This is a genomic window from Aeromonas sp. QDB34 (assembly GCF_027705405.1).
GTDB lineage: Bacteria > Pseudomonadota > Gammaproteobacteria > Enterobacterales > Aeromonadaceae > Aeromonas > Aeromonas hydrophila.
In genome coordinates this window covers 213,972-237,274 of sequence record NZ_JAPDBT010000005.1, presented here as the reverse complement: position 1 = coordinate 237,274, position 23,303 = coordinate 213,972, and the positions used below count along the sequence as shown (strand labels likewise).

The following is a 23,303-nucleotide window of genomic DNA, read 5'->3' as shown; positions in this document are numbered from 1 at the left end:
CATATAACTATCCAGCGAGGTGTGGCGATATTTTGAGCGCTGCGCTAGCCACAAAAACGGGAGCAGATTCAAGGATGAAGCAAACAGATTGGATGAAGCGCTGGGGCGCGCTCTGGCTGGGGTTGCCGCTGCTGCTGGGGGCGATTTGCTTCAGCAGCAACAGCCACGCCAGCTGGGATCAGGATCTCTACCGCCAGTTGGGGCTGGCCGGCAAGCTCGACAAACAGGTATTTCGCAAGGCCATCAACAGTTACCAGAGCGTGCGCCACAAGCGCAAACCCATTCTCACCATCATCGATTACAGCAAACCCTCGACCATGCGCCGGCTGTTCGTCATCGACGTGAAGCGCCACAAGCTGCTCTACCACACCTGGGTCAGCCATGGCCGCAACTCGGGCGAGCTGGCCGCCAACCAGTTTTCCAACCAGTTCAACTCCATGAAGAGCTCGCTCGGGGTCTATCGCACCGCCGAGACCTATCAGGGCAAGCACGGCTATTCGCTGCGCCTCGACGGCTTGAGCCCAGGCCAGAACAGCAATGCACGCAAGCGGGCCATCGTCGTGCACGGCGCCGACTATGCCAGCCCGCGCCATCTGCGCAAATATGACAAACTGGGCCGCAGCTGGGGCTGTCCCGCACTGCCCAAGGAGCAGTCCAGGGCCATCATCGACATCATCAAGGGGGGCAGCGTCATCTACGCTCACGGCTGAGGCCGGCCCGCGAGCCCAAATAGAAAAGGCCAGCAGATGCTGGCCTTTTGCAGTGAGTCTGGCGTTGGGGCTACTTGCGTACCACCAGCACGGGGCAGGGGGCATGGCGCACCACGGACTCGGCCACACTGCCTACCAGCAGATGGCTGATGCCGGAGCGGCCGTGGCTGCCCATCACCACCAGGTCGGCTTTCTCTTCCTTGGCCTGCACGACGATCTCGTCGGCGGCGCGACCGAAGCGCACCTCGAAGGTGGCCGGAATCGGCAGGCTGGCGATCAGCTCCTTCATCTGGCTCTTGGCCTGACGCTCCATCTCGTGGGTGATCTCGATGGCGGTCATGTGCAGGATCTTGTAGCTGTCGAAGCCGTGCAGTTGATCCACCACGTGGACCAGTTTCAGTTCGGCCTGGTGGCTCTGGGCCATGAAGACGGCATAGTCGAGCACGGCTTGTGACATCTGGGAAAAATCGACCGGACAGAGCAGGGTTTTAATGGATGGCATATGAAGGCTCCCCTATGTTGGGTTACTAATGAATCTTATTGTCAATAATACCGATTCAGCGGGCAATAACCCTCGACTCGCTCGCAAAACCGGGAAAAAGAGGTGCGTTGCCGTCAGATCTTCATATCATGGGAAATGGCTTGGGCGCGGCTGCAAATGGCATCGCCTGCGGAGAAACGGTAAGACATGATTCGTTTGTTGCTTTCATTGACGTTGCTGATTTGCTGGCCGGGTCGGGCCGATCCCCTCGATGTCTATTGCGATGACTGGCCGGGCTTCTGCCAGCCGGATGGCAGGGGCGTCTATCTGGACATAGTGCGGGCCATCTATCAGCCCAACGATTACCAGGTCATCCCGCGCATCGTGCCCTACAAGCGGGCCCTGGCGGTGATCGCCCAGAAAGGGGGCGACATGGCGATGGGGGTCTATCGGGACGAGGTGAGCGGTGTGCTGCAACCCCGTCATCCCGCCTCGGCCGATGATCTGACGGTGCTGATGCTCAATAAGTGGCGGCCTCAGTGGCAAGGGGAGCACAGTCTGAGCGGGCAGGGGGTGGTATGGCTGCGGGGCTGGGCCTTTGACAAGTACATACCTGTCTCCATGCGTTGGCACGAGATCGACAGCCACGACATGGCGCTGCAGCTGCTGGCCAAGGAGCGCTATCGCTACTACCTGACCGCCGGGGTGCTTTACTCGGCGGACGCCATCCCCGCCAACATGCAGCGCATCTTCCTGCGCTGGGTCCCGACCTATCCCATCTTTGCCGATACCGAGAAGGGGCGCAGCCTGCAACAGCTCTGGGATCAAGGCATGGTCAATCTGGTGCGACACGGCACCCTGGCCGAGATCTACCGGCGCTACCAGCTCTACGACTACTACCGCGATTTCATCAAGCAGCAGGAGCAGAGGCTAGCCCCTGGCAACTAAAGCGCCCTGCGCCGGGGGCTGGCTACCTGTGCAGGAACTTTTCTGTCAGCTTGCCGAGTTGCTGCGCAACTGCTTGGCCAGCCGGTCGTAGAGGATCACGTTGACCGAGGCCGCCAGGTTCATGCAGCCGTGCGTCGGGACGTAGATCACCTCCTGCACCGCCTTGAAGCGGGCGGGATCCAGGGTACCGTCCTCCGGGCCGAAGATGTAGAAGGCGCGCGCCGGGTGCACATAGTCCGGCAGCGAGGTGGCCCCCTCGATCAGATCCACCAGCACCGGCGTGCAGCCGGCCGGCACCATCTCCATCAGATCGTCGACCCCGAGCAGGGGGATCTTCTCCACCATCTGCTTGGTATCGGTGGCGAAGCGGCGCGCCAGCTCGAAGCGGTTGCCGGTGTAGTAGACCTCGTCCGCCCCGTAGCAGCCGGCGGCCCGCATCACGGCCCCCACGTTCTCCGGTGACTTGGGGTTGACCAGCCCGATGCAGCAATAGCCTGCGTCGCCATGCGGTGCTGACTCGTCCCCCTGTGGTGGCAGGCATTCGTGGTCTGACTCTCTCATCTCGCTCTCCTCTGTGGCGGCCGCATTATACTCCCGCGCCGCCCCTTGCCCAGCCTGGGCATGAACTCCCGCCTGACGGGCCCAACAAGGGGGCGCTTGCACCGTCCCGGCGCAGCCGCTCGCTGCCGATCGCCGTCCAGGCGCATTTTGCATTCTGGCGCGGGGTTTGCAGTCATCCCAGGAGAGAGTAAATGCGGCTTATCCGGACAAAGGCGTCCGTCCCCAGCGGGGGGCGGGCGCTTTTTTTATGGGCCATGGCAGCGGCGATCCAGGGATGGGGAGTCGGACGACGAGGAGCAAGGGAATGAACACCACCTGTGCCTATTGTGGAGTGGGCTGCGGCATCCGGCTTAGCCGGGAGGGGAATGGTTGGCAGTTGCAGGGGGATGAGGGGCACCCGGCCAACGCGGGAGCTCTGTGCGTCAAGGGGGCCAGTCTGCTGGAGAGCCTGGATTTCCCCGATCGCCTGCTCTATCCGCGCTGGCTGGGGCAGCGCATCGGCTGGGAGCAGGCCCTGGATACCCTGGCGGAGCGTTTCACCGCCATTCTGGCCGAATCCGGGCCACAGGCCATCGGCATCTACCTGTCGGGCCAGCTCACCACCGAGGATTACTACGTCGCCAACAAGTTGATGAAGGGCTATCTCGGCAGTGCCAACGTGGATACCAATTCCCGGCTCTGCATGTCGTCGGCGGTGGCGGCCCATCAGCGCGCCTTCGGCGAGGATCTGGTGCCCGCTTGCTACGAGGATCTGGAACTGGCGGATCTGGTGGTGATCACCGGCGCCAACACCGCCTGGACTCACCCCGTGCTGTTTCGTCGCCTGCAGCAGGCGCGGGCACGGCGCCCCGAGCTCAGGCTGGTGGTGCTGGATCCGCGCCGTACCATGACGGCGGAGCAGGGGGACCTGCACCTGGCCCTCAGGCCCGGCAGCGACGTGGCGCTGTGGAACGGGCTGTGCCGTTACCTGCTTGATCACGATGGCTGGGACAAGGATTACGTGGCGCGCCATGTGAGCGGCTTCGAGGCGCTGGCGGCGGCGCTGGACGACCCGGCCTGGCAGTTGGAGGCGGTGGCCCAGCGCTGCGATCTGGCGCCGGGGGATCTGCTCGGCTTCTACCGGCTGTTTGCCAGCACCCCCAAAACCATCAGCCTGTTCTGCCAGGGGATCAACCAGTCCAACCAGGGGGTGGACAAGGCCAACGCCATCATCAACGCCCATCTGCTGTGCGGGCGCATCGGCAAGCCAGGGGCCGCCCCCTTCTCCATAACGGGGCAACCCAACGCCATGGGCGGGCGCGAGGTGGGCGGGCTGGCGACCCAGCTGGCGGCCCACATGGGCTTTGGCGAGGCCGAGCGCGATCGGGTGCAACGCTTCTGGCAGAGTCCGACCATGGTGGGCAGCCCCGGCCACAAGGCGGTCGAATTGTTTGAGGCGGTGCACCGGGGGGAGATCCGCGCACTCTGGGTGCTCGGCACCAACCCGGCGGTCTCCCTGCCGGACGGCAACCGGGTGCATGAGGCGCTGGCTCGCTGCGAGCTGCTGGTGGTCTCCGAGGTGACCGCCAACACCGACACGGCGCGCCTCGCCCACCTGCTGCTGCCCGCCGCCGCCTGGGGGGAGAAGAGCGGCACCGTCACCAACTCGGAGCGCACCATCAGCCGCCAGCGCGCCTTCCTGCCCCTGCCGGGGGAAGCAAAGCCCGACTGGTGGGCGCTGACCCAGCTGGCCCGCCGGCTCGGTTTCGGCGAGGGCTTTGCCTATGAGCACGAGCACGAGATCTTCTGCGAGCACGCCGCCCTGTCAGGCTTTGAGAACGAGGGGCAACGCCAGTTCGACATCTCGGGGCTGGCCCGCCTCAGCCGCGCCGAATTCGAGGCGCTGGCGCCGCTGAGTTGGCCCGTCAATGCCCGCTGGCCCCAGGGCCGTGCCCGGCTGTTCGAGGACGGGCGCTTTGCCACCCCGGATGGCCGGGCCCGTCTGCTGCCCCTGGCCCAGTGCTTTCCCCCCGAGCCTGTCGCTGCGCCAGAAGCGGTACGGCCGCCGGCGGGGCTCTCCTTGCTGCTTAACAGTGGTCGGCTGCGGGATCAGTGGCACACCATGACCCGCACCGGCCACGTGCCGCGCCTGCAGGAGGCCGAGCCCTGGCCCAGGGTGCGGCTCGGCGCCGCCAGCCTGCTGGCGCTGGGGCTCAAGGAGGGGGATCTGGTGCGCCTTCACAACGAGCTCGGGGAGGCGCGGCTGTTGGTGGGGCTGGACGAGGGGCTCAGGGAGGGGGAGGCCTTCCTGCCCATGCACTGGACCGACAGCCAGTGCAGTCTGGGGGCGGTCAATCGCCTCATCGCCGCCGTGGTGGATCCCCTTTCCGGCCAGCCCATGTTCAAGCAGGGCCGGGTGCGGGCCGAGCCGCAGCCGACTCGCTGGCAGGGGCTCTGGCTCGGTCGGCGAGACTGGGGCGAGCCGCTGGACTGGTGGGCCAGGCGCCCGTTGCCGGAGGGCAACTGCACCCTGCTGGCCTCCTGGTCAGAGGCGCCCGAAGCCCTGTGGCAGCGGCTGGCAACCCAGGGGCGCTGGCTGCGACTGCCGCTGGCGTCGGGCTGGCTCGCCGTGGCGCTGGCCGGGGATCGCATCGATGGCCTGCTGCTGGTGGGGGAGCGGCGCCCGGACATCAAGGTCGAGCTGCTGGCGAGCCTGCTCGGCACCCCGCTGCAGGCGGGAGCCCTGAGCCAGACCCTGAACGCGGCCCTGCTGGGGGAGAGCCGGCTGATCTGCTCCTGCCTGCGGGTGTCGGAGCAGCGCATCGTCGACGCCATCGTGCGGCAGGGGGTGAGCGAGCTGGCGGGGCTGCAGGCCCTGCTCGGCTGCGGCAGCAACTGCGGAACCTGCCTGCCAGAGATCGACAAGCTATTGATTAAGCATGTTTTTATCGCCACCGCTTAAGACGGGATACAAGGAGTGTGTGATGAGCCAAATCAGTCTGGTAGGGGCCGGCCCAGGCCCGCTCGAGTTGTTGACCCTGCGTGCGCTGCAGCGGATCGAGGCGGCGGAGGTGGTGGTCTATGACCGCCTGGTGGGGGAGGAGATCCTGGCCCGCATTCCCCAGGGGGCTGCCCGCTTCGACGTGGGCAAGCGCTGCGGCGAGCCGAGCCCGAGTCAGGCGCAGATCAACGCCCTGCTGCTGGCGCTGGCTCGCACCGGCAAGCGGGTGGTGCGGCTCAAGGGGGGCGATCCCCTGGTGTTCGGCCGTGGCGGTGAGGAGGCACTGCACCTGGCGCGCCACGGCATCGAGGCCGAGCTGGTGCCTGGCATCACGGCGGCGCTCGGCTGCGCCGCCAGCAGCCTGATCCCGCTGACCCACAGGGGGCTGGCCCACTCCCTGACCCTGGTCACCGGCCACCTGATGGACGAGGGCGACTATCAGGGCTGGCAGGGGCTGACCCGGGCCGGCCACACCCTGGTGTTCTACATGGGGCTGGAGCGGGCGGCCGAGATCCGGCAGGGGTTGCTGGCGGCCGGTGCCTCACCGGATCTGCCGGTGGCGCTGGTGGTGGCCGGTTGCAGCGCCCGCCAGCAGGTCCATGAGACCCGGCTGGACGGGCTGGCGCAGGCCGCCTTGGCCCTGCTCGGCCAGAGCCCGGTGCTGATGATCATGGGGGAGGTGGTGCGCCTGCGGGCCGAGCTGCAGGGCCTGCTGGGACAGGCGCTGGATCGGGTGGCCTGAGCCGCCGTTCCCCCTCTACCTCTACTACCTCCAGAGGAATAAAAAGGGGGTAGATTCAAACAGTTGGCGCTCATGTTGCCTCTGTGGTGACAGACCACAGTGGTGACAGACCAATCGAATGCCGTTGGCAAGGAGCGCCATGACCATTCTCACTTCAGGGGGCCCCGCTGGCCCCGTTTCCCGCCTGCTGATCCACGCCGACGAGCCGGGTCAGGCCAACCGGCTGGCCCTCTTGGTCAGCCAGTATGGCCATCAGCCCAGGATCCTCGACGCTCGCCAGCTGCTGAGCCCGGATGGGCAGGGAGACGCCCTGCTCGTCAGCAGTCGCCGTTTCGACGCCGAGACGCGGCTCGGTCTCTCCCTCTGGCCTGACAAGCCGCGCCTCTTGTTCTGCGAGCGGCTGGGGGGCGAGGCGCAGCAGGCCTTGCTGCAACAGGGAGTCTTGCTGGTGCCCCACCCGTGCGGGGAGAAGGAGCCGGTGGAGCAGTGGTTGCGACTGGCCCGCAGCCAGCTGGCCATGGTGCAGGCGCTGGCGCAGACCGAGAGCGAGCTGCGCCGGCAGCTGGTGGAGCGGCGGTTGATCGAGCAGGCCAAGGGGCGGCTGATGCGCCATCAGGGGCTGGACGAGGAGCAGGCCTACCGGCTGATGCGCAGCACTGCCATGAGCCGCCACCTGAGCCTAGGGGAGCTGGCACGGCAGCTTCTTTTGGCACTGCCCGCCTGAGAACCGGGTCCACGCTCCTACTGCGAGGCCGTGATCAAGGCTCATGTGCTGCTCGGAATCCTCATTTATGTCTATAAACTCCGGTTCCTGCGCAGCTCTTTACCTTGCTGACGACCTCTCGTGACAGATCGCGAACCGGTTCTGAAGGGACTGACAAACCGTTTTGGTGCAACGGCGCCTCATTGAGGGGCAGAAACGGACAGGGAAGGGGCTCCCGGGCCGCTCAGGGCCCGCCAACGGCGGCTCGGCCAGATTGGCACGGAAAGTGAATCAACGAACAGACAGAACAAGACGCAGTGGTGAGGCCGCAAGGCTCCACCGGCAACAGGGCAAAGAAGCCTCACCGATCCCGGATCGGTGGGGCTTTTTTTTGGTCGTCATCCTGCAACGAGGCAGGCGGGCGACAGCCCGGAACAGGAACCGAGCGAGGGAATGGCATGAACAGACGACAAGGATGTGCGGGGATGCTGCTGGCGGTGCTGTCACTGCCGGCGCTGGCCGCGGTGGGGGCGCCCGAGCAGGAGGAGATCAAGCTCGGCTTCATCAAGCTGACCGACATGGCGCCGCTGGCGGTGGCCTATGAGCGTGGCTATTTCGAGGACGAGGGGCTCTACGTCACCCTCGAGGCCCAGGCGAACTGGAAGATCCTGCTGGATCGGGTGATCGACGGCGAGCTGGACGGCGCCCAGATGCTGGCAGGCCAGCCCCTGGCGGCTCACATCGGCATCGGTACCCAGGCCGAGCTGGTGACGGCGTTTGCCATGGATCTCAACGGCAACGCCATCACGGTGGCCAAGCCGGTGTGGGCCGCCATGGCGGCCCAACTGCCCAAGTCGGTGGCGGGCAAGGTGCCGGCGCCGGTGAGCGCCGCCGCCCTCAAGCCGGTGGTGGAGCAATACCGGCAGGCGGGCAAGCCGTTCAACATGGGGATGGTGTTCCCCGTCTCTCCCCACAACTACGAGCTCAGGTACTGGCTGGCGGCCGGCGGCCTCAACCCTGGTTTCTATGCGCCCAAGCTGGGGGACAACTCGGGCCAGCGCCAGGCGGATGTGCTGCTGTCGGTGACGCCGCCGCCGCAGATGCCCGCCACCCTGGAGGCGGGCACCATCGCCGGCTACAGCGTGGGGGAGCCCTGGAACCAGCAAGCGCTCGCCAAGGGGATCGGGGTGCCGGTCATCACCGATCAGGAGATCTGGCGCAACAACCCGGAGAAGGTGTTCGGCGTCACCCGGCAGTGGGCCGAGCGCCACCCCAACGCCCACATCCGGCTGGTGAAGGCGCTGCTGCGGGCGGCCTGGTGGCTGGATGCCGAGCAGAACGGCAACCGGCGCGAGGCGGCCAGACTCTTGGCAAAACCCGAGTACGTGGGGGCGGACGAGGCGGTGATCGCCAGCTCCATGACCGGCACCTTCGAGTACGCCAAGGGGGACGTGCGCCAGTTGCCGGACTTCAACGTCTTCTTTCGCCATCACGCTACCTACCCCTACTACTCGGACGCCATCTGGTATCTGACCCAGATGCGGCGCTGGGGCCAGATCCCCGAGGCCAAGCCGGATGCCTGGTTCGAGCAGGTAGCCAAGGCGGTGTATCAACCCGAGGTCTACCGCCAGGCCGCCGAGGCGCTGATCGCCGAGGGCAAGCTCAAGGCGCAGGACTTCCCCGACTTTGCCAGTGAGCAGGGCTATCGCGGCCCGCAGGATGGCTTCATCGACGGCCTCATCTACGACGGCCGCCACCCCAACGCCTATCTGCAGCAGTTCGCCATCGGCCTCAAGGGCGATGAGCGGGTGCAATGAGCGAGGAGCGCACAATGAAACGACATCAGTGGAAAATCATGGATTGGAAAACCCTGGTGCAGCCCCTGCTGGGCGTGCTGCTGTTCCTCGGCCTCTGGCAGTGGGGGGCGAGTCAGGTGCAGACCAGCCTGGGCACCTTGCCGGGGCCGCTCGCCACCGCCAGCCAGCTCTGGTCGCTGGGTCAGGATCACCTGGCCGAGCGGGAGAAGGCGAGCGCCTTCCTCGAGCGCCAGCGGGTGCGCAACGCCGAGCGGCTGGCCGCGGATCCGGCGGCCGAGGTGAAGCTGCGCCCTTATACAGGGCGCCCCACCTTCTTCGATCAGATAGGGACCAGCCTGCTCACCGTGCTGTGCGGCTTTGGGCTGGCGACCCTGATAGCCATTCCGTGCGGGGTGCTGCTCGGCATGAATCAGGGGCTCTATCGCGCCGCCAACCCGGTGATCCAGCTGCTCAAACCGGTGTCGCCGCTGGCCTGGTTGCCGCTCATCACCCTGGTGGTGAGCGCGCTTTACGCCAGCCCGACGCCCTGGCTCGCCAAGTCCTTCCTCACCTCGGCGCTGACAGTGACCCTCTGCTCCCTCTGGCCAACCCTGATCAACACCGCCGTTGGGGTGGCGGGGCTGGACCGGGATCTGCACAACGTCAGCCGGGTGCTGCGGCTCTCTTTCCTGACCCACGTGCGGCGCATCGTGCTGCCCGGCGCCCTGCCCATGATCTTTACCGGGCTGCGGCTCTCCCTGGGGGTGGCCTGGATGGTGCTGATCGCGGCGGAGATGCTGGCCCAGAACCCGGGGCTCGGCAAGTTCGTGTGGGACGAGTTCCAGAGCGGCGGCTCGACCTCGCTGGCCCGCATCATGGTGGCGGTGATCACCATTGGCCTCATCGGCTGCGCCCTGGACAGGGGCATGCTGGCTCTGCAGCAGTGGCTCTCTTGGGACAAACGCCAGGTATTGCGCTAGGGCCGCCGGCAGGCAACCAGGCCCTGCAGCAGTGGCTTTGCTTCAGGACAAGCGCCAGGTGCTGCGTTAACAACCAATTTCATATTCAGGCGGGAGAAGAGCCAATGAAGAGTTATCTGCAGTTAAGCGACGTCGGCATCTCGTTCGAGACGGAGCAGGGGCGCTTCGAGGCCCTCAGCCGGGTCAACCTGCGTATCGAACGGGGGGAGTTCGTCTCCCTCATCGGTCACTCCGGTTGCGGCAAGAGCACCGTGCTCAACCTGGTGGCCGGGCTGCTGGAGCCCACCACGGGGGGCATCATCCTCGACGGGCGCGAGGTGGCGGGGCCGGGCCCGGAGCGGGCCATGGTGTTCCAGAACCATGCCCTGCTGCCCTGGCTCAGCGTCCGGCAGAACGTGGCGCTGGCGGTGGGGCAGGTGGAGCCGAACCGGCGGGCGGTGGCGGAGCGGGTGGACTACTACCTCTCCCTGGTGCAGATGGAGCACGCCAGCCAGAAGATGCCTCATGAGCTGTCGGGGGGGATGAAGCAGCGGGTCGGCATCGCCCGTGCCCTGTCACTCTCCCCCAAGGTGCTGCTGATGGACGAGCCGTTCGGCGCCCTCGACGCCCTGACCCGGGCCCATCTGCAGGACGCGCTGATGGCCATTCAGGCCGAGCTTGGCAATACCGTCATCATGATCACCCACGACGTGGATGAGGCGGTGCTGCTCTCCGATCGCATCGTGATGATGACCAATGGCCCCGCCGCCACGGTCGGGGAGATCCTGACAGTGGACTTGCCAAGGCCCAGAGACAGGGTCGCCCTAGCGAACGATGGTCACTACCACAAGCTGCGTCAGCAGGTGCTGCGCTTCCTCTACGAGAAGCAGCGCAAGGTGACCCCCCTCAAGGTGGCCGAGCCAGTTCGCAGTCAGCGCCGGGCCTGAGCCCATCTATTCAAGGAAGAGAAATATGGACAACAAGCAGAGAGTGCAGGTGGTGGGTAACGGCATGGATTTGCTCGATCATCACTTCGTCGAATCGCCAGAAAGGATTGAGAAACAGCGGCTGCTGGTGGTAGGCAATGGAATGGTGGGTCATCACTTCATCGAGCAGCTGGTGGCGGCCGGCGGCCTCGAGCGTTTCGAGGTGACGGTATTCGGCGCCGAGCCGGATCCCGCTTACGACAGGGTGCACCTCTCCGAGGTATTCGGCGGCAAGGCGCCCGAGGCGCTGCGGATGGCGGATCCCACCTGGTACGAGGCACAGGGCATAGAGCTGCGGCTGGGGGCCGAGGTGGAGGTGCTGGACAGAGACACCCGCACCCTGACCCTGGCCTGTGGCAAGCAGTTCGGTTACGACCGACTGGTGCTGGCGACCGGCTCGGTCCCCTTCGTGCCCCCCATCCCTGGCCATCAGCGGGCCGGCTGCTTCGTCTATCGCACCCTGGCGGATCTCGCCGCCATCCGCGATGCCTGCGCCGGCGCGCGCAGCGGCGTGGTGATCGGCGGCGGTCTGCTCGGGTTGGAGGCGGCCAACGCGCTGCGCCTGCTCGGCCTCAAGACCCAGGTAGTGGAGTTTGCCCCGCGGCTGATGCCGGTGCAGCTCGACGAGAGCGGCGGCGCCGTGCTGCGGGACAAGATCCGGGCGCTCGGGGTCGAGGTGCTGGTGGAGAAGGCCACCGAGTGCATCGAGGATGGGGAGCAGGCCCGCCACCGGCTGCGCTTCAAGGATGGCTCTCATCTGGAGACAGACGTGCTGCTGTTCTCGGCCGGCATCCGACCCGCCGACGGCCTGGCCCGTCAGGCCGGGCTGAACATCGGCGAGCGCGGCGGCATCTGCATCGACGACGGCTGCCACAGCTCGGATCCCGCCATCCTCGCCATCGGCGAATGCGCGCTCTGGCAGGGCCGCATCTTCGGGCTGGTGGCCCCCGGCTACCAGATGGCCCGGGCCGCCGTGGCCAGCCTGTGCGGCGGCGAGAGCCGCTTCGCGGGGGCGGACATGTCCACCAAGCTCAAGTTGATGGGGGTGGACGTGGGCTCCATCGGCGACGCCCACGCCAGCACCGCCGGCGCCCAGGAGCTGCTGTTGCTGGACAGGGTCAACGGTATCTACAAGAAGCTGGTGACCGACGGCGAGGGGAGCCGGCTGCTCGGCGCCATCCTGGTGGGAGACGGCGCCGATTATGAGCGGCTGCTGCAGTACTACCAGAACGGGGTGGCACTGCCCCAGCCGCCGCTCTCCCTGCTGGTGGGGGAGGCGGGGGCCGTCCCCGCGCCTCTGGTGCTGCCGGACAGCGCCATCCTCTGCTCCTGCCACAACGTCAGCAAGGGGGCCGTGGTGGCCGCCGTCAAGGCGGGCAATCACGAGCTGGCGGCGGTGAAGAGCTGCACCAAAGCGGGCACCGGCTGCGGTGGCTGCGGCAACCTGCTCAAGCAGGTGGTGGAGCAGACCCTGGAGGATCTCGGGGTCGAGGCGGACAAGGGGTTGTGCGAGCACTTCGCCCACAGCCGTCAGGAGCTCTATCACCTGGCCAGGGTCGGCGAGCTGAAGAGTTTCGAGGCGCTGCGCGACAAGCACGGCAAGGGGCTGGGCTGCGACATCTGCAAGCCGACGGTCGCCTCCATCCTGGCGTCGCTGTGGAACGAGCACGTGCTGGCGCAGCCCCACCGCGCCCTGCAAGACAGCAACGATGCCTTCCTCGCCAACCTGCAAAAGGACGGCACCTACTCGGTGGTGCCGCGCATTCCGGGCGGGGAGATCACCCCGGACGGTCTCATCACCATCGGCGAGGTGGCGCGCAAGTACGGCCTCTACACCAAGATCACCGGTGGCCAGCGCATCGACCTGTTCGGTGCCCGGGTCGATCAGCTGCCCGCCATCTGGGGAGAGCTGGTGGCTGCGGGGTTCGAGACCGGCCAGGCCTACGGCAAGTCGGTGCGCACCGTGAAGTCCTGCGTGGGTTCGACCTGGTGCCGCTACGGGGTGCAGGACTCCATGACCCTGACCCAGACCCTGGAGCACCGCTACAAGGGGCTGCGGGCTCCCCACAAGCTGAAGTTTGCGGTCTCCGGCTGCACCCGGGAGTGCGCCGAGGCCCAGAGCAAGGACATCGGCGTCATCGCCACCGAACGGGGCTGGAACCTCTATGTGTGCGGCAACGGCGGCATGCGGCCGCGCCACGCCGACCTGTTCGCCACCGATCTCGACGAGGCGACCCTGATCCGCTACATCGACCGGCTGCTGATGTTCTACGTGCGCACCGGCGATCGGCTACAACGCACCTCGGTCTGGATGGAGGGCATGGAGGGGGGGCTCGACTACCTCAAGTCGGTGATCATCGAGGACCGGCTCGGCATCGGCGCCGAGCTGGAAGCCATGATGGAGGGGATCGTCGGCAGCTGGCAGTGCGAGTGGAAGAGTACCCTGGCGGATCCGGACAAGCTGAAACTGTTCGAGGCCTTCGTCAACCGGCCCGAGGACCAGACGCCGCCACGGCGGGAGGAGCGGGGTCAGTGGGTGCCGGATATCGCAGTCAAGGCGGTGGTATGAACCGGGCCTGCGTGTTGCAAGCCAGTCATCACTATCAAGGAGAGGGTATGAACGGTAGCTGTGAGTTGGGCAGCAGCCATAAGGAACGGGAGGTTGAGATGAACAGACTCAAGGACGATATGTTGCCATCGGAGCATGGCGAGTGGCTGCGGGCATGCGAGCTGGCCGCCCTGCCGGAGCAGGCGGGGCGCAGCGCCTGGCTGGGGGGCAGGGCGCTGGCGCTGTTCCGGCTCGGTGAGCGGGTCTATGCGCTGGACGCGGTGGATCCCCTGACCGGGGTGGCGGTGCTGGGCCGCGGCCTGGTGGGGGATTGCGACGGTGAGCCGGTAGTGGCCTCGCCGCTCTACAAGCAGCGTTATGCCCTGGCGGATGGCCGCTGCCTGGACGACCCGGCATTGCGGGTCGCCTGCTGGCCGGTGATGCACAGTGCCGGCGAGGTCTGGGTGTTGCTGGGGTGAATGGCACCATCTGAAAACCGTTTTCCTGTCACCGGGTTTTGCCCGGTGATTTTTTGTGCGCAAGCCGACAATTTTTGCACGAGGCGATGGCGGGTAAACGTTTTTCGGAAATAATGGACAAACGTTTGTAACTGGATGTTTGTCTATGACGGAACGTGAGCAAGAGATCCTCGCCCTGCTGCGCCAGGACCCCATGATTGCCCAGCAGGAGCTGGCAGACAGACTCGGCATCAGCCGCTCGGCGCTGGCGAGCCATATCTCCAGCCTGATGCGCCAGGGCTATGTGCAGGGGCGCGGTTATGTGCTGCGCGAAGGGCCCTACGCCGTGGTGATCGGCGGCGCCAACATGGATATCTGCGGCTGCAGCCACGACAACCTGCGCATCGGGGATTCCAATCCCGGCAAGGTACGCACCTCGGCTGGCGGGGTGGGGCGCAACATCGCCGAGAACCTGGCGCGCCTCGGCACCGATACCCGGCTGCTGAGCGCGGTGGGCAATGATCAATACGGCCATCACCTGCTGGACGTGACCCAGCGTGCCGGCGTCGACGTGCGCCAGGTGCTGATGCTGGATGGCCAGGCGACCTCCTGTTACCTCAGCCTGCACGATGGCAGTGGCGAGATGAGCTGCGCCGTCAACGACATGGCGATCATCGAGCAGCTCACCCCGGCCAGGCTCACCCCCTTGAGCGGTTTTCTTGGCGCGGCCCGGCTCTGGGTGCTCGACACCAACCTCGCCACCCACACCCTCGACTGGCTGTTCGAGCGCCAGGGGGAGCACATCATCTTCGTCGACACTGTCTCGGTGGCCAAGGTGGAGAAGATCCGCCCCTGGCTGCACCGCATCCACACCCTCAAACCCAACCGCAGCGAGGCGGAGCAGCTGTGCGGCTTCACTATCGCCGGGCCCGACACCTGGCCTATGGCGGCGGCCTGGTTCCACCGCGCCGGGGTGCAGCGGCTGTTCCTGAGCCTCGGCGATCAGGGGATTTTCTATAGCGACGGGGAGTGCCAGGGCCATCTGCCCGTGCTTGGCAGCCCGGTCGTCAACGTGACCGGCGGCGGCGATGCCTTCATGGCGGGGCTGGCCCACGCCTGGTTGCAGGAGCAGGGCATCATGGAGACAACCCGGTTCGCCCTCGGTTGCGCCGCCCTCACCGTCAATTGTTCCGATACCGTCTTTTCTGGCCTATCCAAGGCCGCCGTTGAACGCATGCTGGAGGAGTACCCATGTTGAACGCTTACCTCGATATCCAACCGGTCGTCGCTGAAGCCCTTGCTGCCGGCAAGCCGGTGGTGGCCCTGGAGTCCACCATCATCTCCCACGGCATGCCCTATCCGCAGAACGTGGAGACGGCGCGCCAGGTCGAGCAGGTGGTGCGCGACAACGGCGCCGTGCCGGCCACCATCGCCATCATCGATGGCCGCCTCAAGGTGGGTCTGGATGAGGGGGCGCTGGAGGCGCTGGGCCGGGCCGGTCATGCCGCCACCAAGTGCAGCCGCCGCGACATTCCCTTCGTGCTGGCCAACAAGGGGCTGGGGGCGACCACGGTGGCCTCCACCATGATCATTGCCGCCATGGCCGGGATCCGGGTATTCGCCACCGGCGGCATCGGCGGGGTGCACCGCGGTGCCCAGGAGACCTTCGACATCTCGGCCGACCTGCAGGAATTTGCCCAGACCCCGGTGGCCGTGGTCTGCGCCGGTGCCAAGTCGATCCTCGACATCGGTCTGACCCTGGAGTACCTCGAGACCCAGGGCGTGCCCGTCATCGGCTACCAGACCGAGGAGCTGCCCGCCTTCTACACCCGCGAGAGCGGCTTCAAGGTGGATTACCACCTCGAGAGCCCGGCGGCGATCGCGCAGGCGCTGCGCCTCAAGTGGGAGCTGGGGCTGGCGGGTGGCGCCGTAGTGGCCAACCCGATCCCGACCCAGTTTGCCATGCCCAAGGCCGACATTGACGCCGCCATTGCCCAGGCACTGCAAGAGGCGGACGAGCAGGGGGTGAAGGGCAAGGAGTCCACCCCCTTCCTGCTGGCCCGGGTGTGCGAACTGACCGGTGGCAACTCGCTGGCAGCCAACATTCAGCTGGTACTGAACAACGCCGCGCTGGGGGCGCGCATCGCCGCCAGCCTGTAACGGCTCGTGGTGAATGAAAAAAGAGGGCCCACGGGCCCTCTTTTTCATGTTGGCTCGGTGAGCGACGGGGACGTTATTGCAGCACCAGTCGACCGTGCAGCGGCTGTACGGGGCGGTTGTTGGGGTGGTGCATCACCGCCTTGAAGGCATCGATCTGGGCCTGGCTCACCTGCACCGGCTGCTTCATCACCAGCCAGCGCACCCCTTCCGAGCAGGGCGGGGTGGTCAGCGAGCCGATGAAGCGGTAGTAGTCGCGTTTGGTGGGCAGCAGTTGTTCGGCCGAGATCGGTTTCTTGAAGGCGTGGCTCTCTCCCGCCTTGGCTGGCAGCACCTGCCAGGCCTGGCTCAGGGCAGCATTGGCCTGGCCCGGCTCGAACATCACCGCCACCACCGCCAGCTCACCCTTGGTGTTGGCATGCACCAGGTGCCCCTCCAGCGGATAGGAGTGGCCCTTGATGAGGTTTTCGCTGGGGGCGTGGAAGTGGAACTGCTTGAGCTCAAAGCGCATGCCGTCGAGCTCAAGGCTGCTGCCAGGGGCATAGTCGACCTGCACCGTGTGGCCGTTGTTGGTGACGCTGCGGCCCCCCGTCAGGTAGTGAAACTGCAGCGGGGCCAGCTCGGCCTCGACCAGACCGTCGAGGTTGACCGGCGACTGGTTGCTGCCCGCGCACTGGCCAAATTCCGGGGTCAGTCTGGCCCACTGCGCCGGGCCGGCCTCACCGCTGTATTCCCAATGGGGGGTGGCGGCGAAGGCGGCGGGGCAGAGCAACAGGGCGGCGGCCAACAGGGACTTTCTCATCATGCATCCTTATCTTGATTGAAAAGCACGGCGATCCGTTTCCTGCATTGACGAGGAAATAACGGAAGGCATCATCTGAATTGCGGGATACAGAAGGTCAGACGGTATTTTTATTATTGGCTGGGTGATCGCCGACGATATTTATGATGCATTTTATATGAATCTAAATAATGGGCGGCCACGCCTGCATATTGAATAATCGCTTTATTCAATGACAGCAATCTAATTAATTGGCTGTTATCGCAGATGAATTTGCTCATAATTAATTCATCGGAATTCAGCTCTTTTTTGCCGCGCAAGTCCCCGCCATCAGTCCGTCTGAAATATATTAATCACTTGTTTTTAATGTGGTTTTTGTTGGTCTCATTTGATCTTGAGCAAATAATGCACAGGCTTTCCCGGGCAGGCTGAGGCTGCTGTTATGCACAGCCACAAGGGAGAGAGAAAAAATGAATAAATATTGTCTGTTGCTGGCGCTGGGCCTGCCAGGGATGGGGTGGGCGAACGAGCCGATCCAGCCGGTGGAAGCGGCCAAGGTGAGCGCACCGGAAAAAGTCGAGCTGGGCAAGATGCTGTTCTTCGAGCAGCGGCTCTCGAAATCCAACGCCATCTCCTGCAACTCCTGCCATAACCTGGCGACCGGCGGGGTAGACAACCAGGTCAGTTCCCTCGGCCACAAGTGGAAGGAGGGGCCGATCAACTCGCCCACCGTGCTCAACTCCAGCCTCAATTTCGTGCAGTTCTGGGATGGGCGCGCCAAGGATCTGCAGGCGCAGGCGGCGGGCCCCATCGAGAACCCGCTGGAGATGGCCTTCACCCACAAGCTGGCGGTGGAGACCCTGCACACCCTGCCCGAGTACCGGGCCCGGTTCAGCGCCGTGTACGGCAAGGCAGACTTCGGCATCGATGAGGTGACCGATGCCATCGCCGCCTTCGAGGAGACCCTGGTCACCCCCAATGCGCCGTTCGATCGCTGGTTGAAGGGGGATGGCAAGGCGCTGACCGCGCAGCAGCTGAAGGGCTATCAGCTGTTCAAGGATAAGGGCTGCACCGCCTGCCACAACGGGGTGGCCATCGGCGGCAACTCCTACCAGAAGATGGGGCTGGTCAAGCCGTTCAAGACCGACAACCCGGCCCAGGGACGCGGTGGGGTGACCGGCGAGAAGCAGTTCATCGGCTGGTTCAAGGTGCCGACCCTGCGCAACATCGAGCTGACCTACCCCTACTTCCACGACGGCTCTGTGTGGGATCTGAAGGAGGCGGTGCAGATCATGGCGGACATCCAGCTTGGCCAGACCCTGAGCGAGCAGGAGGCGGACGACATGACCGCCTACCTCAAGAGCCTGACCGGCGAGCAGCCGCAGATCGTGTTGCCTATTCTGCCGCCCTCCCAACCCGATACCCCCAGGCCTCAGGTCAAGAGCTGAGCGGGAGTGATGATTGCAGCGGAGCCACCGGCTCCGCTTTTTCATGCCTATCTATCTGATAAGCCAGTCAAAGTTGCTGCACTGACACAATGACAAAAGGATGACAATCCCCCAGCTGGCGGCGTCGATTTTACCGATTTGCAGCCCTCTTCACATTTCCGGCACGCTCACAATTTGTTCGATTGCCTTACTCATCCGACCTGGTGTCAAATCACTCCGCCTAATACAAGGAGTGGCATAATAATGAATAATATCAATAAATTAGTTCTGGCTATCGGATTCACTCTCACCACCTTCCCGAGCCTGGCGGCGGGTTTCCAATGCAAGGATCACGTCAAGCTCGGGGTGCCCAGCCAATCCAGTCAACTGCTGTGCCGGGACGGCTATGCCGCCGGTTACAACTACGACACCAAGGTCTCTGACTGGGTCTCTTACCGGATGACGGCCGCCAGCGCCCAAGGCCAGGTGCCGCGCAAGGATGCCTTTGCTGAGGACAAGGAGGTGCCGGTGCAGTTCCGCGCCACCCTGGCCGACTACAAGGGCTCAGGTTATGACCGCGGCCATCAGGCGCCGGCGGCGGACATGCGCTCCACCGCCACCACCATGAAGCAGAGCTTTCTGCTGACCAACATGACCCCGCAGCTGCCGGCGCTCAACCAGGGGGCCTGGCGCATCCTGGAGGAGAAGACCCGGCAGTGGGCCATCGCCTATCAGGATGTCTACGTGATCACCGGCCCCATCTTCACCAACTCCGACGCCTCCATCGGCAACGGCGTGACCGTGCCCCACGCCTATTACCGGGTGGTGATGGATGTGGCCAACAAGGAGGCGATCGCCTTCATCTTGCCGCAGCAGAACGTGTCGGCCAGCAAGCTGGCAGACTACATAGTGACGGTGGATGCGGTGGAGGAGCAGACCGGGCTGGACTTCTTCGCCGAGCTGCCGGATGAGCAGGAAGAGGCCATGGAGTCTCAGCTGATGGCCATGTGGGGTAACTGAGCCTGGTCATGAACACCATGAAAACAGGGGCCGTGGCCCCTGTTTTCATTTGCTCAGTTCATCCCCGACCTTCTTGACGGTATCCCGGGTGCCGTGGCCGATCTCCCGGGTCACGTCGCGGGTGGTGTGGCCAATCTCGCGGGTCACGTTGCGGGTGGTGTGCCCCACGGTTCTGCCCGCCTCCTTGATGTCGGCGCAGCCGCCGAGCAGGCTGCCCAGGGTCAGGCCGAGGGCCATCAGGGTCATGCAGTCACGCCTCATGCCGTGCTCCTTCTCGTTTCATCATCATCTCCATGCCGATGGCGGCATTATGGCCTCGTGTGCAGCGGGCGGGCAACCAGCAGGGTGTGGCCCGGCCCCGGGATCTCGTGCTCGGCCTCCACGTGAAAGTGGGCCTCGCGCAGGCACTGGTACAGCTGTTTGGAGTGGTAGAAGCGGCTGTTGCCGTTGGCCAGACAGGTGAAGTAGAGGGAGGTGGCGTTGAGACTGAAACTGGCGGCTTCAAAGGATTGTCTGTCCCAGAACAGCTCCAGGATGCAGACCCGGGCGTCCGGTTTCATGGCCAGTCTGACCCGGTTCAGGATGGCGACGATCTGCGCGTGGCTGAAGCAGTCGAGAAACTGGCTCATCCACCAGATGTCCGCTTCGCCGGGCAGGGGGCCCGCCTGCAGCAGATCCACCGGGTGGCCATGTACCCGCGCCGCCAGCCCCGCCTCCTCGATGTTGCGGCTGGCCAGTGCCAGCTGCTCGGGCAAATCCAGAATGGTGACCTGCAGCGCCGGATCCCGCCTGGCGCAGGCGATGGCCCACTTGCCGGTGTTGCCACCCAGATCGTAGAGGTGGCGCGGCTCATAGCCGAACACCTTGTCCTGGGCCTGCTGGAAGGCCCAGTCGGAGTAGAAGTGATCGAAGGCGAACCAGCTGCGGCGGGCCGGCTCGGGCAGCTCGCTCAGGTGCGGATAGAGGGTCTGCCAGGGGCCGAACTCCTGCAGACCGGCCGGGGTGCCGTCACGGATGGCGTCGAGCAGGTGGGCGAGGGGCTGATAGCAGACGTGCTGGGTGAAGTCGAGATTGACCCGGCTCATGGCGTCGTGCAGCAGGTATTTGCCGACCCGGCCCAGCACATAGTGCTCCTCGCTCAGATAGCAGAGCCCGCCGCCGAGCCCCATGTCCAGCAGCACGCCGGCGCCGTATTCGCTGAGCTGACACGCCTGGGCGATGTCGGCCAGCGCGGCTCCCTGGGAGCCGCGGGTCTCGAGATAGGCCAGCACCCCGGTTTCACGCAGGCACCAGCTGGCCTGGAACAACATGGGCCCGAAGGCGATTTTCTGGGCCTCGCTGATGGCTTCCAGCGCGTTGTAGGGATCCGCCTGATAGTGATTCACGGGGTGGCTCCTGCCGGATCAGCGGCTCTGGGTGCGGGCGAGTTCAGCCTGAATGGCCTGATTCAGACCCAGTACCCAGCGGTTATAACTGCGGTGGATGCTGCCCTTGCCTTTGTCGTCCAGATTGACGCTGCTCACATAATTAATGGAATAATCGCGAGCGCTATAAGGAATATTGATCACCGCCTGATGCTGGCGCACATTGACCTGGCCTCGAATTAGTCCTGGCTGCTCCTGGCGCATTACCCAGCTCTTGCTGATGCCGGCCGTAATAATGGCATTGGCCACCTGTTCTTCGGTCAGATTGAAGGGCACCGGATTGGCTGCCATATTGCGAATTGGCTGACTGGTGGAGCAGGCGGCAAGCAGGGCACAGGCCAGCAGCAGGGATATTTTATTAATGAGTTTCATAATATTTTCCTTGGGAAGGATATTCATCAATTTGGGCGTGGCAATGAGACAACACAAATAGTTTATTTTCAATCACCAAGGCGGTTGATAATCTGCGCTGGCTATTATTTTTGATGAATAATGGTATTATCCGCCGGTATTAAGCCGATGACGCCATTCAATGTCGTGGAGCAGGCACTGCCCGCCGGGTGAGTGCCTTTTATCATCTTCGCGTCCACCCATCGATGTAAGGACAGGTTGCCCGAAACATGCTCTCTTTCTCGCTGCTGGATAGTCAGGCCCTGTCACCCGGTCTGGCCGATGAGGCTGCCTGGCAGGCGTGGGCGCAGCAGGGCCGCTGGCCGGTCGACCCGCCGTTTCCCGCCACCCCCTTGCTGCCGATGATGATGGCGCGCCGCCTGAGTCAGGGCGCCCGGCTGGCGGTGCAGGTGGGGCTGAGCCTGCTGGCCCGCCACCAGATAGACAGTGCCGTCTTCGTCAGCCGCCACGGCGAGCTGGCCCGCTCCATGACCCTGCTGCAGGCGTTGGCGGACGGGCAGGCGTTGTCGCCCACCGATTTCTCCATGTCGGTGCACAACACCGCCGCCGGGCTCTGCTCCATTCAGGGCAAGGCTGCCATCCCCATGACCTCGCTGGCCGCCGGGGAGAACAGCCTGATGGCGGGCCTGACCGAAGCGGTCTGCGCCCTGCAGGCCAGTGCCCGTCGGGTGTTGCTGGTGGCCTTCGAGGGGCCGGTGCCCGCGTTTCACCGCCCCTGGCTGGCGGAAGAGGCGCCACCCCATGCGCTGGGGCTGGTGCTGACGGCGGGCGACCAGTGGCACTGCGCGGGGGCGCGTGGCACCGTCGAGTCGGCTGCCCGCCCGTTGCCCCAGAGTCTGGCTTGCTGGCGTGCCCTGCTGCGAGGCGAGCCGAGCCTGCTCCTCGCTGACGACCGTCAGGAGTGGAGATGGCAGCGTTGCTGAACCGGGGTTGGCGGCTGATCGGCACGGCTCTGGGCTTCACCCTGTTCGGAGTGGGCGGTCTGCTGCTCTCCCTGTTCTGGTTTCCGCTGCTGGCGCTCTGTCTGCGCGGCGAGCGGCGCCGTACCCTGGCCCAGCTCACCATTCGCCACAGCTTTCGGCTGTTTCTCGGCGTGCTGCGCGGCTGGGGAGTGCTCGATTACCGCGTGAGCGGCATGCCCGCCCACTTGCGCGGCGCCCTGGTGGTGGCCAATCACCCCAGTCTGCTCGATTACGTCATGCTGGCGGCCGAGATGCCGGTGTGCGACTGCATCGTCAAGCAGTCCCTCTGGCGCAACCCCTTCATCGGCGGCGTGGTACGGGCGGCCGACTACCTGCCCAACGTGGCAGGCGAGGATCTGCTGGCCCTGTGCCAAGCGCGGATCCGGGCCGGCGGCCTGTTGCTGGTGTTCCCGGAAGGAACCCGCACCACCCCGGGCGAACCCATCAAGCTGCAGCGCGGTGCGGCCCAGCTGGCGGTGCGCAGCCAGGTGCCGTTGCAACTGGTGCGGATCCACTGCAGCACCCGATTTCTCACCAAGCAGGACAAATGGTTCAAGATCCCGGAAAATAAGCCGATTTTCACCATAGAATTCCTGCAGCAAGTGGCGGCGGACGAGGTGGTCGCCACCGGCCAGAGCAGTGCGCTGGCCGCCCGCCAGTTGACCCGGTTTCTCACCCAGGCCCTGCAACCGGGGCCCCAATGACAGCATGTGGAACAGTTATGCAAGACCTGCATCTAGAGATAAAACAACTCATCATCGACAGCCTTAACCTCGAGGGGCTCACCCCTGACGACATCGACAGTCAGGCGCCGTTGTTCGGTGACGGCCTGGGGCTGGACTCCATCGATGCGCTGGAGCTGGGCCTTGCCATCAAGGGCCGCTACGGCATCGTGCTCTCCGCCGAGGATGAAAACACCCGTCGTCATTTTGCCTGTGTCACGGCGCTGGTCGCCCTGGTGCAGGCCCAGTCGAAAGGGGAGGCCTGAGCCATGACCCGTGACGACATCTTTGCCCAGATCAAGGCTGCCCTCGTCGAGCTGTTCGAGGTCGACGAAGAGGCCATCACCCCCGAGGCCCGTCTCTATCAGGATCTCGAGCTCGACAGCATCGACGCCATCGATCTGGTGGTGCACCTGCAGAAGCTGACCGGCAAGAAGATCAAGCCGGAAGAGTTCAAGTCGGTGCGCAGCGTCAATGACGTGGTGGATGCGGTCGAGCGTCTGCTGGCCGACGCCTGATGCCGGTGC

The 23,303-nt window shown here is 65.0% G+C and carries 24 protein-coding genes; 18 read left to right on the top strand and 6 right to left on the bottom strand.

Going from position 1 to position 23,303, the window contains the following annotated elements; all coding sequences use genetic code 11:
• The first annotated feature begins 74 nt into the window (after positions 1-74).
• Positions 75-710 (top strand): murein L,D-transpeptidase catalytic domain family protein, encoded by a 636-nt coding sequence (locus OKC29_RS10040; protein WP_073351479.1) that lies wholly within the window; start codon positions 75-77, stop codon positions 708-710.
• Positions 711-780: 70 nt separating this feature from the next.
• Here OKC29_RS10040 and OKC29_RS10035 read toward each other — a convergent pair whose 3' ends face one another.
• Positions 781-1,212, bottom strand: coding sequence for a universal stress protein (locus OKC29_RS10035; RefSeq protein ID WP_005297901.1), 432 nt, complete (start codon positions 1,210-1,212; stop codon positions 781-783).
• 186 nt (positions 1,213-1,398) lie between these two features.
• Here OKC29_RS10035 and OKC29_RS10030 point away from each other — a divergent pair, with 186 nt between their 5' ends.
• Entirely contained in the window at positions 1,399-2,139 is a 741-nt protein-coding gene (locus OKC29_RS10030; protein WP_073351477.1) for a hypothetical protein, read from the top strand.
• 45 nt (positions 2,140-2,184) lie between these two features.
• Here OKC29_RS10030 and OKC29_RS10025 read toward each other — a convergent pair whose 3' ends face one another.
• Positions 2,185-2,700: an RNA methyltransferase gene (locus OKC29_RS10025; protein WP_060389871.1), complete on the bottom strand. Its 516-nt coding sequence runs from the start codon at positions 2,698-2,700 to the stop codon at positions 2,185-2,187.
• 304 nt (positions 2,701-3,004) lie between these two features.
• Between OKC29_RS10025 and OKC29_RS10020 the strand changes: the two genes are divergently transcribed.
• From OKC29_RS10020 to OKC29_RS09975, 10 genes are all read left to right on the top strand, one after another.
• The gene (locus OKC29_RS10020; protein WP_073351476.1) at positions 3,005-5,641 is read left to right on the top strand and encodes a nitrate reductase; all 2,637 of its coding nucleotides are present in this window, start codon (positions 3,005-3,007) and stop codon (positions 5,639-5,641) included.
• Positions 5,642-5,663: 22 nt separating this feature from the next.
• A complete protein-coding gene (gene cobA / locus OKC29_RS10015; protein WP_073351474.1) occupies positions 5,664-6,422 on the top strand; it encodes a uroporphyrinogen-III C-methyltransferase in 759 nt (252 codons plus the stop codon).
• 139 nt (positions 6,423-6,561) lie between these two features.
• The gene (locus OKC29_RS10010; protein ID WP_073351473.1) at positions 6,562-7,146 is read left to right on the top strand and encodes an ANTAR domain-containing response regulator; all 585 of its coding nucleotides are present in this window, start codon (positions 6,562-6,564) and stop codon (positions 7,144-7,146) included.
• 437 nt (positions 7,147-7,583) lie between these two features.
• Positions 7,584-8,942: a CmpA/NrtA family ABC transporter substrate-binding protein gene (locus OKC29_RS10005; protein WP_232090981.1), complete on the top strand. Its 1,359-nt coding sequence runs from the start codon at positions 7,584-7,586 to the stop codon at positions 8,940-8,942.
• Between the two features lie 38 nt (positions 8,943-8,980).
• Positions 8,981-9,901: an ABC transporter permease gene (locus tag OKC29_RS10000; RefSeq protein ID WP_232090982.1), complete on the top strand. Its 921-nt coding sequence runs from the start codon at positions 8,981-8,983 to the stop codon at positions 9,899-9,901.
• Positions 9,902-10,005: 104 nt separating this feature from the next.
• Positions 10,006-10,827 (top strand): ABC transporter ATP-binding protein, encoded by an 822-nt coding sequence (locus OKC29_RS09995; protein WP_073351469.1) that lies wholly within the window; start codon positions 10,006-10,008, stop codon positions 10,825-10,827.
• Between the two features lie 25 nt (positions 10,828-10,852).
• Positions 10,853-13,435 carry a nitrite reductase large subunit NirB gene (nirB, locus tag OKC29_RS09990; protein WP_073351467.1) on the top strand — a complete coding sequence of 861 codons (2,583 nt, stop codon included), beginning with the start codon at positions 10,853-10,855 and terminating at the stop codon, positions 13,433-13,435.
• A 98-nt stretch (positions 13,436-13,533) separates the two neighbouring features.
• Complete coding sequence (gene nirD / locus OKC29_RS09985; protein WP_024943588.1) at positions 13,534-13,893, top strand: nitrite reductase small subunit NirD; 360 nt, start codon at positions 13,534-13,536, stop codon at positions 13,891-13,893.
• Positions 13,894-14,038: 145 nt separating this feature from the next.
• Entirely contained in the window at positions 14,039-15,130 is a 1,092-nt protein-coding gene (locus OKC29_RS09980) for a PfkB family carbohydrate kinase (RefSeq protein ID WP_024943589.1), read from the top strand.
• A complete protein-coding gene (locus OKC29_RS09975; RefSeq protein WP_073351463.1) occupies positions 15,124-16,032 on the top strand; it encodes a pseudouridine-5'-phosphate glycosidase in 909 nt (302 codons plus the stop codon). The genes OKC29_RS09980 and OKC29_RS09975 overlap by 7 nt, the downstream gene beginning before the upstream one ends.
• A 73-nt stretch (positions 16,033-16,105) precedes the next feature.
• Here the strand turns inward: OKC29_RS09975 and OKC29_RS09970 are convergent, their stop codons facing one another.
• Complete coding sequence (locus OKC29_RS09970; RefSeq protein ID WP_073351461.1) at positions 16,106-16,831, bottom strand: carbonic anhydrase; 726 nt, start codon at positions 16,829-16,831, stop codon at positions 16,106-16,108.
• A 449-nt stretch (positions 16,832-17,280) separates the two neighbouring features.
• Between OKC29_RS09970 and OKC29_RS09965 the strand changes: the two genes are divergently transcribed.
• The gene (locus OKC29_RS09965) at positions 17,281-18,258 is read left to right on the top strand and encodes a cytochrome-c peroxidase (protein WP_073351459.1); all 978 of its coding nucleotides are present in this window, start codon (positions 17,281-17,283) and stop codon (positions 18,256-18,258) included.
• A gap of 243 nt (positions 18,259-18,501) precedes the next feature.
• Positions 18,502-19,257, top strand: a complete 756-nt coding sequence (locus OKC29_RS09960) for a DNA/RNA non-specific endonuclease (protein WP_011707167.1) — start codon at positions 18,502-18,504, stop codon at positions 19,255-19,257.
• A 45-nt stretch (positions 19,258-19,302) separates the two neighbouring features.
• On the opposite strand, the gene OKC29_RS09955 is transcribed toward OKC29_RS09960, so the two are convergent.
• Genes OKC29_RS09955 through OKC29_RS09945 form a run of 3 tightly spaced genes read right to left on the bottom strand, consistent with a single transcriptional unit; the run spans position 19,303 to position 21,125 of the window.
• Positions 19,303-19,518: a hypothetical protein gene (locus OKC29_RS09955; RefSeq protein WP_017409353.1), complete on the bottom strand. Its 216-nt coding sequence runs from the start codon at positions 19,516-19,518 to the stop codon at positions 19,303-19,305.
• Positions 19,519-19,565: 47 nt separating this feature from the next.
• Positions 19,566-20,642 (bottom strand): methyltransferase, encoded by a 1,077-nt coding sequence (locus tag OKC29_RS09950; RefSeq protein WP_073351457.1) that lies wholly within the window; start codon positions 20,640-20,642, stop codon positions 19,566-19,568.
• Positions 20,643-20,660: 18 nt separating this feature from the next.
• The gene (locus tag OKC29_RS09945) at positions 20,661-21,125 is read right to left on the bottom strand and encodes a hypothetical protein (RefSeq protein ID WP_011707164.1); all 465 of its coding nucleotides are present in this window, start codon (positions 21,123-21,125) and stop codon (positions 20,661-20,663) included.
• A 176-nt stretch (positions 21,126-21,301) separates the two neighbouring features.
• On the opposite strand from OKC29_RS09945, the gene OKC29_RS09940 reads away from it, so the two are divergent.
• The 4 genes from OKC29_RS09940 to OKC29_RS09925 are packed head-to-tail and all read left to right on the top strand — an operon-like array spanning position 21,302 to position 23,294.
• On the top strand, positions 21,302-22,015 hold the full coding sequence (locus OKC29_RS09940; protein ID WP_073351456.1) for a beta-ketoacyl synthase chain length factor: 714 nt from the start codon (positions 21,302-21,304) through the stop codon (positions 22,013-22,015).
• A complete protein-coding gene (locus OKC29_RS09935) occupies positions 22,000-22,758 on the top strand; it encodes a lysophospholipid acyltransferase family protein (protein ID WP_016351793.1) in 759 nt (252 codons plus the stop codon). The genes OKC29_RS09940 and OKC29_RS09935 overlap by 16 nt, the downstream gene beginning before the upstream one ends.
• A 17-nt stretch (positions 22,759-22,775) precedes the next feature.
• Positions 22,776-23,042 (top strand): phosphopantetheine-binding protein, encoded by a 267-nt coding sequence (locus OKC29_RS09930; RefSeq protein ID WP_162275763.1) that lies wholly within the window; start codon positions 22,776-22,778, stop codon positions 23,040-23,042.
• A 3-nt stretch (positions 23,043-23,045) separates the two neighbouring features.
• Positions 23,046-23,294: an acyl carrier protein gene (locus OKC29_RS09925; RefSeq protein ID WP_011707160.1), complete on the top strand. Its 249-nt coding sequence runs from the start codon at positions 23,046-23,048 to the stop codon at positions 23,292-23,294.
• The last annotated feature ends 9 nt before the right edge of the window (positions 23,295-23,303 follow it).